Annotated in this window: 13 protein-coding genes; 6 read left to right on the top strand and 7 right to left on the bottom strand. The window is 69.0% G+C overall.

Annotation, left to right across the window (positions count from 1 at the left end; all coding sequences use genetic code 11):
• Positions 1 to 182: 182 nt before the first annotated feature.
• Genes ENSA5_RS25995 through ENSA5_RS25975 form a run of 5 tightly spaced genes read right to left on the bottom strand, consistent with a single transcriptional unit; the run spans position 183 to position 5452 of the window.
• The gene (locus ENSA5_RS25995; RefSeq protein WP_106394389.1) at positions 183 to 917 is read right to left on the bottom strand and encodes a hypothetical protein; all 735 of its coding nucleotides are present in this window, start codon (positions 915 to 917) and stop codon (positions 183 to 185) included.
• Entirely contained in the window at positions 914 to 2146 is a 1233-nt protein-coding gene (locus ENSA5_RS25990) for a DUF2169 domain-containing protein (RefSeq protein ID WP_106394388.1), read from the bottom strand. The genes ENSA5_RS25995 and ENSA5_RS25990 overlap by 4 nt, the downstream gene beginning before the upstream one ends.
• On the bottom strand, positions 2143 to 3264 hold the full coding sequence (locus ENSA5_RS25985; RefSeq protein ID WP_106394387.1) for a hypothetical protein: 1122 nt from the start codon (positions 3262 to 3264) through the stop codon (positions 2143 to 2145). The genes ENSA5_RS25990 and ENSA5_RS25985 overlap by 4 nt, the downstream gene beginning before the upstream one ends.
• Complete coding sequence (locus tag ENSA5_RS25980) at positions 3261 to 4367, bottom strand: DUF2169 domain-containing protein (RefSeq protein WP_146156132.1); 1107 nt, start codon at positions 4365 to 4367, stop codon at positions 3261 to 3263. The genes ENSA5_RS25985 and ENSA5_RS25980 overlap by 4 nt, the downstream gene beginning before the upstream one ends.
• Positions 4364 to 5452 (bottom strand): RluA family pseudouridine synthase, encoded by a 1089-nt coding sequence (locus ENSA5_RS25975; RefSeq protein WP_106394385.1) that lies wholly within the window; start codon positions 5450 to 5452, stop codon positions 4364 to 4366. The genes ENSA5_RS25980 and ENSA5_RS25975 overlap by 4 nt, the downstream gene beginning before the upstream one ends.
• Before the next feature lie 100 nt (positions 5453 to 5552).
• On the opposite strand from ENSA5_RS25975, the gene ENSA5_RS25970 reads away from it, so the two are divergent.
• A complete protein-coding gene (locus ENSA5_RS25970; protein WP_106394384.1) occupies positions 5553 to 6137 on the top strand; it encodes a hypothetical protein in 585 nt (194 codons plus the stop codon).
• A gap of 115 nt (positions 6138 to 6252) precedes the next feature.
• Positions 6253 to 7338: a VWA domain-containing protein gene (locus tag ENSA5_RS25965; protein ID WP_181198154.1), complete on the top strand. Its 1086-nt coding sequence runs from the start codon at positions 6253 to 6255 to the stop codon at positions 7336 to 7338.
• A gap of 26 nt (positions 7339 to 7364) precedes the next feature.
• Here the strand turns inward: ENSA5_RS25965 and ENSA5_RS25960 are convergent, their stop codons facing one another.
• A complete protein-coding gene (locus ENSA5_RS25960) occupies positions 7365 to 8999 on the bottom strand; it encodes a hypothetical protein (RefSeq protein ID WP_146156131.1) in 1635 nt (544 codons plus the stop codon).
• Positions 9000 to 9142: 143 nt separating this feature from the next.
• On the opposite strand from ENSA5_RS25960, the gene ENSA5_RS25955 reads away from it, so the two are divergent.
• The 3 genes from ENSA5_RS25955 to ENSA5_RS25945 all read left to right on the top strand — a co-directional run bounded on the left by ENSA5_RS25955 (position 9143) and on the right by ENSA5_RS25945 (position 12963).
• Entirely contained in the window at positions 9143 to 10270 is a 1128-nt protein-coding gene (locus ENSA5_RS25955) for a DUF1295 domain-containing protein (protein ID WP_181198153.1), read from the top strand.
• 156 nt (positions 10271 to 10426) lie between these two features.
• A complete protein-coding gene (locus ENSA5_RS25950; protein WP_146156130.1) occupies positions 10427 to 11926 on the top strand; it encodes a hypothetical protein in 1500 nt (499 codons plus the stop codon).
• Positions 11923 to 12963, top strand: a complete 1041-nt coding sequence (locus tag ENSA5_RS25945; RefSeq protein WP_106394379.1) for an MXAN_2562 family outer membrane beta-barrel protein — start codon at positions 11923 to 11925, stop codon at positions 12961 to 12963. The genes ENSA5_RS25950 and ENSA5_RS25945 overlap by 4 nt, the downstream gene beginning before the upstream one ends.
• 85 nt (positions 12964 to 13048) lie before the next feature.
• On the opposite strand, the gene ENSA5_RS25940 is transcribed toward ENSA5_RS25945, so the two are convergent.
• Positions 13049 to 13882 (bottom strand): hypothetical protein, encoded by an 834-nt coding sequence (locus ENSA5_RS25940; RefSeq protein ID WP_106394378.1) that lies wholly within the window; start codon positions 13880 to 13882, stop codon positions 13049 to 13051.
• A gap of 156 nt (positions 13883 to 14038) precedes the next feature.
• On the opposite strand from ENSA5_RS25940, the gene ENSA5_RS25935 reads away from it, so the two are divergent.
• Positions 14039 to 14403: hypothetical protein (locus tag ENSA5_RS25935; RefSeq protein WP_146156129.1), on the top strand; the 365-nt coding region annotated here is incomplete at its 3' end.

The following is a 14403-nucleotide window of genomic DNA, read 5'->3' as shown; positions in this document are numbered from 1 at the left end:
GGAATTTTCGCCGAGGGCGCGAAGCCAAAACGCCGCTGTACCGGGCGTACTGCAAGTTTTGGCGACAAAGCCCTCGGCGAAAAGGCCAAGCGAGGCGGCGCGAGGCATTGCACCCCGGGCTGCTAGGAGCCCACCTCGAATTCATGCCGCTCGAATTCATGCCACCACGCCCGTCCAGACCCTCACTCGCGCGGCTTCAGCTGCCCTCGGGCGGCGAGCTGGTACTCGAGCGCGACGAGCACCGAGCGGTCCACGGTGATGCTCCACAACCGCGCCTTCGGCCCCCGGCTCCAGCCTTTTTGCGCCCAGTGCTTGGCGAGCCCGGCGGCCTTGTTCGCGCCCACGGTGATCGTGCTCCCGCCGCTCGACAGGCGCAGGTAGGCGCCCATGTCTTTGTCCTCGGCCTGGCCGGCCACCATGCTCAGACCGGGCGCGACCAGCTTCTTCCCGACCAGGCGCCCGCTCTCGAGCTTGGCCGGCAACGCCACGCTGCGCGAGCCCAACCCGAACAGCCACCGCAGCCGCAGTCGATCCCCGTCGAGCTCGAGCCGGGCCTTGAACACGCCGAGCACGGCCGCGGCCGACAGGCCCATCGCCACCAGGCAGGCCCCGCCGACGATCGCGCTGCCGAGGTCCCCGATCGGCACGCCCAGCGCCACCGCCACGGTCAAGCCCACGCCCCACGCGACCAGCAGCCCGATCATCGGCACGACGATGCCCTTGTCCGCGCCCGACCATCGCGTGGTCTCGCTGGCCGCGGTCTGAAGCTCGGCCGCGTGGACCTTGGTGAGGTGGCGTTCGAGGTTCTCGGCCTTGACGGTCGCCGGGCACAGCGGACACGGCAAGGTCGCGTCCGGGTGGGCGGCCGCGAGCTGGCGGGCGACCTCGACGGCAGAGCGATTTGCGAGCTCAGTCATGACTTGGGCTTCCCCGGCCGGCCCCCGCCACCTTGCTTGACCTGATCGCGCAGCGGCGGCGGCGAGTCGTAGGGCACGGTGTGGGCGTCGTCGATCAACAAGGCGAGCGGAATGTTGGCGTGGATCCCGGGCACGAAAGGACGCGGGAGGTCCCAGCGCCGCGCGGCCCAGGTCAGCGAGACCCGGGCCAGGTTCGGCTCGACGAGCACGGTGGTCAGCTGCGCGGGCTCGGTGAACACCTTGCCATCAATGTAGAAGTCGACCTTCGGCGGGGCCGGGATCGGGAACCCGACGTGGGCGAGCTCGGGGTGCATGCCCTCGACGATCACGGGGGTGCCGGGCGCGAGGTCCGGGTAGACCATGCCCATCGGGCCCTCCTGGATCGCGAGGGGCTGCATCGGATCCCCGGGCACGATCTTCGCGAGCTCGGCGAAGTTGGTCGGCAGCAGCCCGAGCGCGACCTCCCGCATCGGCGCGTCGGCTGGCGGCGGGAACCAGGACTCGAGCCCGATCCAGGCGTAGCGCTGGAACATCATGTAGTTGGTGAACTCGTAGCAGACCGGCAGCGGCTGCAGGTACCACTTGCGCGGATCCCCGGTGATCAGGGTCTCGGGCCGCAGCAGCGCGCTCGGGTCCTCGAGGTTGGGCAAGCTCAGGCCCTCGGCCGGCTCGTCGACGACCACGTAGCCCTTGCCGAAGGGGTTGCGCGGGTACACGCCCGGGTGGTCGAACTCGAGCTTGGACCACGCGGCCACGGTCATCGGATCGATGCCGACGGGCACCCGCGGATCGCAGCCGCCGTAGGCCCGGGCCCACTCGATCGGCATCTCGGTATAGGGCTCGGGCGGACCAAAGCGCAGCTGGCCCCGCGCGGGCCAGTGAACGGCACGATCGCCGTAGACCGCGATCATCTTCTGCTCGTTGCCGACGGTCACCCGGATCATCTGCGAGCCGACCGGGTTGCCGCCAGGCGCGAACGCGCTGCCGCGCACGATCACGTCGGTCGCCATCTTCATCGGCCAAAAGTCGCTGCCCGGCGCGAGCGGAAACTCGGTCTCCGGCTGGCGGATGTCGTGAAACAGCGGCTCGGCCTTGGCCGGGACCAGGCGGTCGGCGACGATGTCGTAGGTCCGCTTGATCAGCCCGTAGGCCAGCTCGGGCAGCTGCCCGGGCGGATAGAAATCGACGACCGCGTCGAGGGCCTCGCTGATCGGCTCGCGCTCGCTCACAGCGGGTTGCTCACGTTCGAGCCCTGCTGGCTGTCGGCGACCGAGGTCGTGCCGTCAGGGTTTTGGGTGGTCGTGGTGTTGTGGAAGCCGTCAAAGGGATCAACGTCGGTCGAGGTCGTGGTCGTGCCCTTCTCCCAGTCGTGCGACACGCCGTCGGAGCCGAGGCCGAGGGGGTGGTTGTTGGAGATCCCCGCGCCGCTGGTGTCGAGGTTGCCCGAGGCCGTGCCCGCGGTCCCGCTGAGGCCGGCCTTCCACGAGCCCTCGCCGGTCGCGTTGTCGCGCGAGTACTCGGCGCTGCCCTTGAGCGAGAGGAAGGGGCCGCCGATCTCGTAGGACACGCCGACGCTGCCCTCACCCGTGGCCATGATCCGCACGGCCCCGGTCAGCATCCCGACGCCCTGCCCCGCGATCCAGGGGATGAACTTCTTCTTGACCTCGCCGATGAAGTTGCCGCCGATGATCCGCGCGATGCTCTGCCCGGCCCGGCTCTGGGCGATCATCTTGCCCGCGCCCTGGCCAAAGTCCCGGGTCCCGCCGCCGTACTTGAACAGGCACCACTCGAGGATCATCCCGGCCGCGATCGCAAACGCGCCCGCGAACCAGTCGCCGAAGGTCATGCCGACGGTCACGGTGTTGAGGTGGGCCGTCGGCGCGCTGGCCAGCGGCATGCTCATTGGCTCGGAGCAATAGGTCATCGGCGACGGCGGCCACGAGATCATCAGCATGCACGCGGTCGACTTGCCGTTCATCTTGACCGTGCTCGCGGTGAAGTTGCACTTGCGCGACGACAGCGGGATGTGGACCAGGGTCAGGGTGTTGTTCGGCGCCGGGGCGACCTGCACGTGGGGGATGAACTTGCCGCAGTCGTGGCCATCGAGGCAGATGCCCATGCCGCTGTGAAACACGCTGGTCGTGAACTTGTTGGCCCCGAGCGCGTAGCCCGGGGGCCACCAGGCGTTGACCGGGCTCTCGATCGCGCACGCGGCCAGCGACAGCGGCGCGGCCGGCAGCGGCGGCGGGACCGGGGGAAAGGGCGGGAGCGGGATGAAGTCGTGGGTCGCGGTCAGGGGCACGACCATGTTGAGGCAGATGTCCCGCTGAATCGTCACTTTGGTCATGCTTGAATCCACCCTTCGGCGAGTCGCAGGCGCCACGATCGGCTCATGTCCTTCGTCGGCGCCTCGATCGTGAAAAAATGTCGGTACACCAGGTAAAAGCGCGACTGCTCGGGCAGCAGCATCATCAGCTGCGGCTCGAGCTCGCGGGTGCCCGTGCGCTCGCCGAGCTCGTAGTCGGCGAGCAGCCGCAGGCGCGGGATCCGAAACGCGAAGCGCGGGCCCTTCGTCATGCCGCTGAGCGCGACGACCGTGTCGATCGGCGGGACGTCGATGATCCAGTCGGGGTGAGCCCGGTGGTAGACGATCCGCAGCATCTCCTCTTGGGTCAGCGGCTGGCCGTGGTGGGCCATGTAGTCGTGGGCCCGCTGAAGGTGCGCGCCGATGTCGGTCGGCATCGTCGCCCAGCAGTAGGGCCGCGGCTCGTCGGTCCAGCGCTTGATCGGCGTCTGGGGGTGCTCGATGTTGGGCAGGAGGCGGTGGTAGTCGGGCGAGAGCTGCGGGTACCCGGCCGGCGACGCGAAGGCCTTGCCGACGTCCTCGGCCAGCTTGTAGGCGTTGAAGCCCCGGCCGTACTTGTTCATCTGGTGGTCGAGGTCGATCACGCTGTCGGCGTCGATCCAGCACTCGGCCGTGCCGCCGTAGGCCCGGTCCCAGGTCAGCGGGATCGACTCGAACGCGCTCGGGCTCGAGTGGCGACCGCCGCCCTGATGCGAGGTCCACCAGCGATCCCCCGACACCAGCAGGCTCTGGCGGTAGGCCCCGACCGCGAGCTCGACCAGCATCTGCGGCCGGCCGGTGCCGTAGGCCTTGCCGAGCACGATGACCTCGAGCTTGCGATCTTGGCGGGGCACGTCGTCGTGCGGGAGCACGCCCAATTCGGTCGGCTCGTCCTCGTCGTAGAGCGGGAAGGGATCTTGAGAGTCGAGCCGCGTGCTGCCGTCTTGGAGGACCTCGAAGGTCGCCTTGGCGACCAGGAGTCCGTAGCGATGCGGGGTGCCGTCGAGCGTCGCCACGCGGACGTCGGCGACGACGGGAGTTTGATTGACGAGGTCCATGCGAGGGAGCGAGGGAGCGCGGGCGCGCAAGATAACAGACGTCTTCACCCGCCCGGGGGGTCACCGGGCAGGGCCAGGATCTCGCCGAGCTCGGCTGGCCAGGGCGCCGTGAAGCAGACCCGCTCGCCGGTCTGGGGATGCGGCAAGGTCAGCGAGCGTGCGTGCAGTGCGTGGCGCCACAGCCCGAGCCTGGCCTCGAGCTCGGCGACCGGCTGGCCGCGCTCGACGACGTCGAGGAACTCCTGCTCGCTCGTCGCGTAGAGCTTGTCGCCGATCAGCGGGTGGCCGATCAACGCCATGTGGACCCGGATCTGGTGGGTCCGTCCGGTCCGCGGACGACACGAGACCAAGGAGATCGGCTGGCCGCGAAATTCCCCGCCCGCGACGACCTCGACCGCGGTCTGGGCTCGCTGCCCACCATCGTCGAGCTCGCGCCGACCGACCTTGATCAGGATCTGAGAGCCCCGCGCGGGGCCGAGCGGGATGTCGATCGTGCGCGCGCCCTCGAAGCGACCCGAGCACAGCGCGAGGTAGTGCTTGTCGACCTCGCGGCGAAAGAAGCTGCCCTTGAGCGCGGGACCCGAGCCCCCGCGGCGCCCGAACACGATCACGCCCGAGGTCTCGCGGTCGAGGCGGTGGGCCATCTCCCAGCCGTGGCCGGGCCCGAGCCGCCGCCGCATCAGGGCCGTCAGCGTGTTGCGGTGGTAGCGAGCCGAGGGATGGACCGGCAAGTTGGCGGGCTTGTCGAGGACCAGGACCTGCTCGTCGCGATGCAGCACCGAGTAGTCGAGCACGACCGGCGGCTCGACCGGCGCGGGTCGACGGATGACCAGCACCTGGCCCGTGCGCACGCGCAGCGAGTTCTTGCGCAACACCCGTCCGCTGCTGCGACAACGCACGCCGCCAGCCGCGAGCATCTTGTGCACGCGGTTGCGGGACAGCCGGGTGAAGCGCAGCGACAAGAAGCGGTCGAGGCGGTGGCCCTCGCTCCCGCTCCCGACCTCGAGCTCGAACTCGATGAAGGGTCGCCCCTGCTCGTCGTGGACCAGGTCGTCGTGGACCTCGACCTCACCGTGTTCGGCCTCCGCGCGCCCTGCGAGGCCCGCACTCTCCTGCGCCCCGACCTCGCCCATGGCCCGCGCATCATAACCAAGGGCCGCGGCCCTTGGCTCTCGCCAGGCCCCTAAGCTAACAAAGCTGGCATTTTGTGATCCGGTGCTATAGTGGCGCCCCATGACGTCCCCTGATCCCAAGTCGACCCAAGGCGCCGAGGGCGAAGGCGGCGGGATGCTCCCGGCTCTGCTCGCGGGCGCCGGCATCCTCGCCGTCGCGGCCCTGTTCATCTTTGGTGGTGACGACGACGCCAAGGAGGCCGCCGAGAACAAGGCCGACGCCAAGGCCCACTCGTCGAGCGCCCAGACCGCGAACAACCCCAAGGGCGGGGTCGCAGCCCGCAAGGTCGACGGCGCCGACAAGACCGGGCGGCCCAAGCCCAGGCTCAACCCGCGCATCGCCGACGCGGTCGTGACCGAGGGCATGGCTCCGATGCCCCACAAGAAGCCCGAGCCGACCAGCTGGGACTCGGTCGACGACGAGATCGCCTACTGGGAGGACCAGCTGCGCGAGGCCAACCGCATGCTCGAGATCCGCCAGCGCGCGGTAGAGCACGTGCCCAAGCAAGAAGAGAAGATCCGCGAGCACGGCACGCCCGGGGATCTCGCCGACTTCCAGCGGCGCAAGGTCGTCGTCGCCGAGAACCTCGACAAGGCTCAGGCCCGCGTCAACGAGGTCGAGCTCAAGCTCGAGGGCCTGCGCTGACCCAAGGCGGCTGAGCGGCTCCCGGACGCGGGTTTTTCGGTGGGTTGGGCGACGCTGCGGTCGCGCGCGGGCATCCCGACTTTCAGGCCCGCACGTTTTCGTTATGCTGGCGGCGATGTCGGCACAGCGCCTCCACCTCACCTTGCTCCTGCCGCTGCTCGCGGTGTTCGTGACCCTCGCCGGGTGCGGGCTCAAGATCACCCGGGTGCAGACCGCGGCCGACAAGCCCAGCAACGTCGCGGTCTACTTCAAGGTCGAGGATCAAAGCGGCGAGCCGGTCGGCGGGATGACGGCCGAGCAGTTCGAGATCTACGAGGACGGCGAGCTGGTCTCGGTCTACGAGAGCCAGCAGACGATCCTCAACCCCGAGGTCGCGGCCTCCCACTACACCCTGCTGCTCGTCGACATGAGCGGCTCGGTCGCCGACTCCGACGACTTCGAGAAGGTCAGCGAGGCCGCGACGCTGTTCACCAGCGAGGTCGAGAAGAACAACAAGGTCGCGATCTACGCCTTCGACGGCGAGGCCGAGATCCACAAGGTCACCGACTTCACCGGCTCGGCGGGCGGCGCCCAGGCCCGCGCCAACTCGCTCAGCGGCTTTTCGCCCAAGGATCCGAGCACCAACCTCAACGGCGCGATCGTCCAGGGCCTCGAGGTCCTCGACGAGGGGCTCGAGAAGGCCGAGAACCCGCTTCGGATCGGGACCCTGGTCGTGTTCACCGACGGCACCGACCGCGCCTCGCGGGTGCCCGAGAGCGAGATGCTCGACGCCGTCAACAGCACGCCCTACGAGGTCTTCGCGATCGGCCTCGGCGCCGAGCTCAGCGAGAAGGATCTCCAGAAGATCGGCAAGAGCGGGACCGCGCTGGCCAAGGACAGCTCCGAGATCCAGGCCGCGTTCGAGACGATCGGCGAGCGCATCGAGCAGCTGACCCAGAGCTACTACCTGTTGAGCTACTGCTCCCCCGCCCGGGCCGGTGAGCACACCGTGACGATCAAGGGCAAGCACACGCCCGAGGGCAAGAAGAGCGAGACCACCGGGACCCTCGAGACCGAGTTCGACGCCGAGGGCTTCGACAAGGGCTGCGACCCCAATCAAAAGCCCAAGTTCGACATCACCAAGGGCGACATGGTCGCCGACCAGCCCGAGGGCAAGACCAAGGCCAAGGCCAAGGCGTCCGCCAAGGCCTCGGCTGGCTAGCAGCCCGGGGTGCTAGCAGCTCGCACTTACAGCTCCGTGATTGCCAGGCTGTAGCTGCCCGAGCCGTTGTAGCCGTCGACGAAGATCGAGATCGTCTGCCCGGCATTGAGCTCGAGGTCGATCGTCGACCACAGCCACACGTTCATGTCGGTGATCGTGTCGTCGTTGCAGGCCAGCTCCGGGCCCTCGCAGCCGCCGCCGCGCACGTACATCAGCGTGTCGTAATTCGAGCCCTCGAGCGAGATCCGGTAGCTCCCGGTCGCGGGCGCGGTCCACCAGTGCTCGGCCTCGGGCGCCGGGCTGTCCCCGCAGCTGCCGCTGAAGTCGTCGCCGGTCCCGAGCGTGGTGCCGTCGGTGAAGGTCGGCACGCCCGGGCCGAGCGCCGCGCCGCAGCCGGGCCCGCCGCCGCCCTCGGCCTCGATCCTCAGGTTGACGAAGCCGGGCTGGTCGGGCTGCCATTCGCTGACGAGCAAGATCTCCTGGCCGGCCGTGGCGTCAAACACGATCGAGGGCGGCGGATCGTCCTCGCAAAAGTCTGCGTTGCCCTCGCAGCCGCCGCCGAACAGCGCGAGGCCCGAGGGGTTCGGCCCCGCGTCCTGGGTCGCGCGATAGATCCCGTCGGCCGGCGCCGTCCACAACCAGCGGCGCTCGAAGGGCGCGAAGCTGCAGCCCTCGAACAGGTCGCCCGCGTCGGCCTCGACCGGCCAGTCGGTCTGAACGGGGACCTGCGAGGGCAAGATGTCGACGTCGTCGCACAGGCTCGGCGGCCCGTCGAAGAGCTCGAGGTTGAGCTGGTAGTTGCCCTCGCTGCCGCCGAAGCCGTCGGCCACGATCGTGTAGATCTGCCCGGCCTCGAGGTAGACGAGGAGCTCGGACTCGACCGAGTCGAAGGAGTCGTCGTTACACTCGACGATCGGCCCGCCGCACTCGCCCTCGAACACGTGCAGCATCGTGTCGTAGTCCGAGCCGTACATGTCGATGACGTACTCGCCGCTGACAGGCGGGACGAACAGGTAGGCGTCGTCGCCCGCGATCTCGCCGCCGCAGAACGACTCGAAGCCGTTGCCCTTGCCCAAGGTCGAGCCCGCGACCGAGTCTTGTGTGCCCGAGAGCTCGCCCGCCGGGCACTCGCCCGGGCCGCCGACGGGGACCAGCGAGAACTCGAAGTAGCCCTCGAAGCCCTCGTCTTCCGTGTCGATCACGAAGGTGTAGTCCTCGCCAGCGACGGCCTCGAACTCGACGATGGTCGGAAACTCGAAGCCCGCGCAGCCCTCGAACGCCCCCTCGCAGCCGCCGCGGAGCACCGTGAGCCAGCCGGGGAACTCGGCGAAGAGCGAGGCCCGGTAGGTCGAGGTCTGCGGCGCGATCCAGGCGATCGAGTAGTCGGGGCCCGGGCTCGGGCCGCACAGGCCCGCGTGATCGCTGCTGAAGTCGAGGTTGAGGTAGCCGTCGAAGAAGAGCTCGGGCGCCTCGCCGAACTCGGCGTCGACGCAGTCCCCGAGCTCGCCGTCGCCGTCGCCGTCGCCGTCGCCGTCGCCGAGCTCGCCGTCGCCGGTCTCGCCAGCGTCCGAGAAGCCCTCGAGCCCCGGGGGGCCGCCGGGCCCGCACCCCGCGGCGAACAACACCGCCACACCAATCAAGCTCAAGCTGCGTAAGCGCACGCACGCATCCTAACCCGGCCGAGCGCAGCCCGGCAGTTCGCCGCCAATTCGACCACCTTTGAGTCCAAAAATCCTGCGCGTGAGAGCAGTCTCGAACCCAGGTCACTTGGGCCGGCCCCGCCCCTGCGGTCATCATCGCGCTCGTGGACGACCTCCGCCAACCCGTGTCCGTCGAGGGCCTGCTGTTCGGTCTGCTGACCTGCGGCCTGTTCATCGTCGTCTTGTTCGCGCTGACCCGGCTCTTGCCCGGCAAGAAAGTGCTGGGCCAACCGCTGCCCGGCAGCGGCGAGCGGCTGACTTACAAGATCAACGGCATGGCCTTGTTCGTCGCCGTGCACATGTTGATCTTCACGGGCGCGTGGTTCTTCGGCCTCTCGCTGACGCCGCTGCTCGACCACTTCTGGTCGCTGCTGATCGCGGCCAACATCATCACGGTGATCTGGCTGCTGCTCATGAACCGGGGCAGCCGCGCGCGCCTGGCCGCGGCCGCCGAGCGCGGCGAAGAGGACGAGCAGAGCGCCAAGCGAGGCGCGCTGGCCCGGCTGTGGTACGGGATCGAGCTCAACCCCCACTTCCTCGGCGTCGATCTCAAGATCTTCGCCTACCAGCCCTCGCTCATCGGTCTGGGCGTGCTCAACGTCGCCTTCGCCTGGGCCCAGTACGAGGAGCTCGGCCACCTGACCCCGCAGATGCTGGCCTACCAGCTGTTTTGGTGGGGCTACCTGTTCACCCACTACTGGATCGAGGACAACGTGCTCTCGATGTGGGACGTGATCGCCGAGCGCTTCGGCTTCATGCTCCTGTGGGGCGACCTCGTGCTCGTGCCCTTCTTCTACTCCCTCGCGGGCTGGTGGCTGGTGAGCAACACCGAGCCCATGCCGATCTGGCAGGTCGTGGGGATCGCCGCCCTCCACGTGACCGGGCTGTGGATCTTCCGCGAGTCCAACGCGCAGAAGAATCGGTTCAAGAAGGACCCGAGCGCGAAGATCTGGGGCAAGCCCGCCGAGACCCTGGGCGGCCGCCTGCTGATCTCGGGCTGGTGGGGGATCGGGCGCAAGATCAACTACACCGGGGAGATCATGGTCTACAGCGCGTTCGCGCTGTGCACGGGCTTCTCGTCGCTGATCCCCTACCTGCTCCCGCTGTGGCTGTGCATGCTGCTCCCGCACCGCGCCTGGCGCGACGAGCAGCGCTGCGCGGCCAAGTACGGCGAGCTGTGGGACGAATACACGAAGATCGCCAAGTTCCGGATGATCCCTTTCCTCTATTGAGATCGTCCCGAGGCGTGAGACCGTGCCGAGGCGTCATCGGGAGGCGCGCGGCTTGTCAGATTGTCAAAGCGCCAGCACCCCTCGCCCAGCAGCGAGGCGCTGGGTGGTGAACCCGCGCTAGGCTAGCTGGCACCTTGGTTGCATAATCGGCCCGAGATGCAGCGATCGGCTCCTCGCACGCTCCGGGCCCGCAGCGCCGTACTGGTCGGCGTGACCGCGCTCGCGGCCTTGACCCTGCCCGGCTCGCGACCCGCCCGCGCGGACCCTCCGACCGCGCAGGACTTCCAGATTTACTACTACATCACCGACGAGCAGGGTCAGCGCGGCCGGCAGATGTCCCAGCAGGACATGACCTCCTTCGTCAACCAGGCCCGCTGCACCTGCGAGCAGAAGATCATCACCCGGATCACCTATCAGGGCTCGACCGTCGACCAGGATCAGCTCAACACCTACGTCGGCCAGAACTGCGCGACCGCCCAGGCCAACGCGGGCCTCGGTCAGTACGCGCCCTGTGCCCTGCTCTCGTCGGGCACGCCCCAGGCGCTCCAAACCGGCAGCGAGTTCTCCTTCGCTCCGATCTTCCTCGCCTACGGCGTCGAGGGTGAGCAGGGCATCGCCAACGCCGTCGCCGACGGCACCTGCAGCGGCCTCGAGGGCTCGGGCGGCCTGTGGATGTGCTCGGGGACCAACGGCTGTCAAATGGGTGACTTCTTCATGCAGGGGAACACCAACAGCAACATCCCCGACACTGGCATCAGCTACGACTACCAGGCCCCGCTCAATCCCCCGACCAACTTCGAGGTCAGCGCGGGGGACTCTGCGGTGGTCATCACCTGGGACGTCACCGCGACCCCCGAGGCCGGCTACCGGGTCCTGTGCGCTGACGAAGACGGCAACCCGGTCGACAACGGGGTCTCGTTCTCGCCGCCGACCGCGACCTCGATCGTCAACGGCACGATCTACTACACCCCGGACAACCTCTGCCCCGGTGGGGTGTTCGGCGACGGCGACGGCGACGGCGACGGCGACGGTGATGGTGATGGTGATGGTGACGGTGACGGCGACGGTGACGGCGACGGCGACGGCGACGGCGACGGCGACGGCGACACCACCGACACCGACTGCGTCGAGGGCACCGAGGGCTGCGCCTGCGGGCCCGACGACAGCTGCGACGACTCGCTGACCTGCGAGTCCGGGATCTGCGAGCCGCTCGACTGCACCCCCGGCGAGCTCAGCTGCGTCTGCACGGCCGAGGGCACCTGCACCGAGCCCAACGAGTGCCAGGACAACCTGTGCCTGGCGCCGTCGAGCGGGATCCACAGCCTCGACTGGGACTACGTCTGCAGCGATCACCTCGGGTTCAACACCACCGAGGCGCGGATCGAGGGGCTCGAGAACGGCAAGACCTACCAGTTCGTCGTCGTCGCCTACGACAAGGCTGGCAACTACGTCGCCAGCACCGAGACGATCACCGCAAAACCGGTCAAGACCAACGGCCTGTGGGAGCAGTGCGAAAGCCAGGGCAACATCTGCGGTGAGGGCTGGTCCTGCAGCGTGTCCGATGAGCCCTACGGCCTCGGCTCGCTGCTCGGCGGGCTCGGGCTCGTGGGGCTCGGCGCCGGGCTCACGCTCCGACGACGACGGAGGCGTGCGTGAGCGCGGCCCTGTTTGCGAGCTTCGTCTGGGCCTTCGCAGCTCCGCCGACGCCTCCGGACGACTCCGGGGACGAAGCAGAGGTCGTAGACGCCGACGCCGAGGACGCCCCCGACAACGCCGAGGACGCCCCTGACAACGCCGAGGACGCCCCCGACAACGCCGAGGACACCCCCGACAACGCCGAGGACGCCCCCGAGGACGCCCCCGCGGCCGAGGACGAGCTCCCACTCGACGAGCGCTACGATCCGATCTTGCCCTACGGCGAGGCCGGGGACGAGCGCGAGCTCGAGTACGCCGACGAGGCCGACGAGCTCGGCGAGGCCGAGTTTCAGGGTCGTGTCGCGTCGCCGCAGCGCTTTGCGATCGAGGTCAAGTTCGGCCCCTACCTGCCCGAGGTCGACACCCGCTACACCGGGACCGGCTTCGGACCCTACGCGACGATCTACGGCGAGACCGACGAGCTCGGCCTCACGACCGGCAAGCCGCGCAAGGGCTTGTTCTCGGTCCTGAGCTTCGAGTGGCAGTTCTACAACATCGGCGGGCCGCTCTCGCTCGGCACCACCGTCGGCTTGTTCCGCGACAAGGCCGACGCGCTCGTGGCCGAGGACGTGCCCGAGGGCGAGAGCCTGCGCGCGAGCGCCGACAAGACCTGGTTCAACGTCGTGCCCGTGACCGTGCTGCTCGGCTACCGCTTCGAGCTCCTCGCCGACCGCTTCCGGGTCCCGCTCGTGCCCTACGCCCGCGGCGGCGTGGCCTACGGGTTTTGGTGGGAGCGCAAGGGCGGCAAGCTCTCGACCAACAGCGCCGGCAAAAAGAGCCACGGCGGCAGCTTTGGCTGGCAGGTCAACCTCGGCCTGATGCTGCGCCTCGACTTCATCGACCCAGCCACGGCCATCGATCTCGACCGCCTGACCGGGATCAACCACACCTACGTGTTCGGCGAGTGGCAGTTCTCGCACCTCGACGGGTTCGGCAGCGACAGCATGATGTCGGTCGGCGACGACACCTTTTTGGTCGGCCTGGCCTTCGAGTTTTGACCCTGCAGACGACCGCGCACGGCTGGACGATCATCGGCGCTCGTTGATCGTTTGGCTTCGGGCCAGCCACGCGAGGCCCGGCCGGTCACCCGTAGGGCGCTTTGATCGGCTTGAAGCGCAGGTCCGAGAAGTCGCGCAGCAGCGAGGGCTCCCCGATCCCGTCGCCGTCCGGCAGGCGAACGCGATGCAGCGCCCCGGCCTTGGCGAACACCAGCGACCCTGCGTCGCGCTCGGCCCACTCCCAGTCGGGGTACGCATCTAGCAGCCCCGACGCCGCGTGCTCGAGCTCGTGCTCGTCCCAGTAGCACCCGCGGCCAGGCGCGGCGTCGACCTGCTCGTGGGCGAGCTTTCGCAACACCCAGCCAGCCCGCAGCGGCTTCTCGAACACGGTGCACGCGTCGCGGGCGTCGCCGGTCCGCTCGACGAGGGTCCACCCATCGCGCAACAGACGAGGGTAATAGACGCCGGGGCACTCACCGCCGAAGTTCTGGGTCGGCACGAACGAGCGATCACGGGTGACCTCGGACGAGGCTCGCAGCGACTTGTGCCCGTACCCCTCGTTGAGCCAGTAGCTGCGCGGCCCCGTGAACAGGCCGCCTCCGTGCCAGCAGTCGCCCTTGCCGAGGAGCACGAGCGCCCGCAGATAGGGCGCGCGCGAGATCGCCGTCCACGAGCCGCCAGTCTCGGAGATCCAGCGGCCGTTCATGGCGAAGTAGATGAAGTGGCTCCCGTCGGGTGAGAGGTCGCAGCGTCGCTCGTAGATCCGCCCACGCAACCACTGGCCGAGCTCGAAGGTGTCCCTGCGTCGATTCCACAGCAGGGTGCAGACGCTCTTCGACGGGCCGCGACGCAGGACGAGGCCGAGGTCCGAGCTCCGCGCGAGGAGCACGTGGATACGTGGCGGGAAGCTCTGTTCCATTCCAGGACCATTCTACCCAGGCGCGCCAGTCCAGAGCCCCTCGGCCTGTCTCTATCGTCTCCAAGTCTCGGGCCTGGGGCCCGACAACCTCGCTCCGCTCGGCCCCCAGGTCCTGGGATACTGTCGCGGGCGCAGCCAGCCTGCTAGCCTGACGCGATGCCGCAGCGCCTCCAGCTCGCGCCGTGGAGCGCCTGGGTCCTGGCCCTGCTCGGGCTCGCGGGCTGTCGTGGCGCCAACCCCGAGCTGCCCGTCGACGGCCACCGCGAGCTGTGCTGCAAGGCGGCCAACCCCGACAACGTCAGCTTCGTCGGCTGCCGCGCGACCACCTACTGCCGCACGAACGAGAGCGTGTGGGTTCGGGGCCCGATCACCTGCAGCCCCGAGGGCACCCCAAACTGCGCGGGCGCGCGCTGCTGCAAGCTCGACGTCGAGGCCGTCGCGACCCGCGGCGGCGCCCTGTCCGTCGTCAAGGGGCTCGTCGAGGAAGCGAGCGCCGAGCCCAAGCCGCCCGCTTCCGCCCC

The sequence above is a fragment of the Enhygromyxa salina genome (assembly GCF_002994615.1).
Lineage (GTDB): Bacteria > Myxococcota_A > Polyangia > Nannocystales > Nannocystaceae > Plesiocystis > Plesiocystis salina_A.
The sequence above is the reverse complement of the archived record's forward strand: the minus strand, read 5'-3'. Positions and strand labels throughout refer to the sequence as shown.

What these genes read in the sequence shown, in the direction of transcription:
- ENSA5_RS25995 (WP_106394389.1), bottom strand. Translation starts at nt 917, where the DNA reads ATGACTGAGCTCGCAAATCGCTCTGCCGTCGAGGTCGCCCGCCAGCTC.
- ENSA5_RS25985 (WP_106394387.1), bottom strand. Translation starts at nt 3,264, where the DNA reads ATGACCAAAGTGACGATTCAGCGGGACATCTGCCTCAACATGGTCGTG.
- ENSA5_RS25975 (WP_106394385.1), bottom strand. Translation starts at nt 5,452, where the DNA reads ATGGGCGAGGTCGGGGCGCAGGAGAGTGCGGGCCTCGCAGGGCGCGCG.
- ENSA5_RS25970 (WP_106394384.1), top strand. Translation starts at nt 5,553, where the DNA reads ATGACGTCCCCTGATCCCAAGTCGACCCAAGGCGCCGAGGGCGAAGGC.
- ENSA5_RS25965 (WP_181198154.1), top strand. Translation starts at nt 6,253, where the DNA reads ATGTCGGCACAGCGCCTCCACCTCACCTTGCTCCTGCCGCTGCTCGCG.
- ENSA5_RS25950 (WP_146156130.1), top strand. Translation starts at nt 10,427, where the DNA reads ATGCAGCGATCGGCTCCTCGCACGCTCCGGGCCCGCAGCGCCGTACTG.
- ENSA5_RS25940 (WP_106394378.1), bottom strand. Translation starts at nt 13,882, where the DNA reads ATGGAACAGAGCTTCCCGCCACGTATCCACGTGCTCCTCGCGCGGAGC.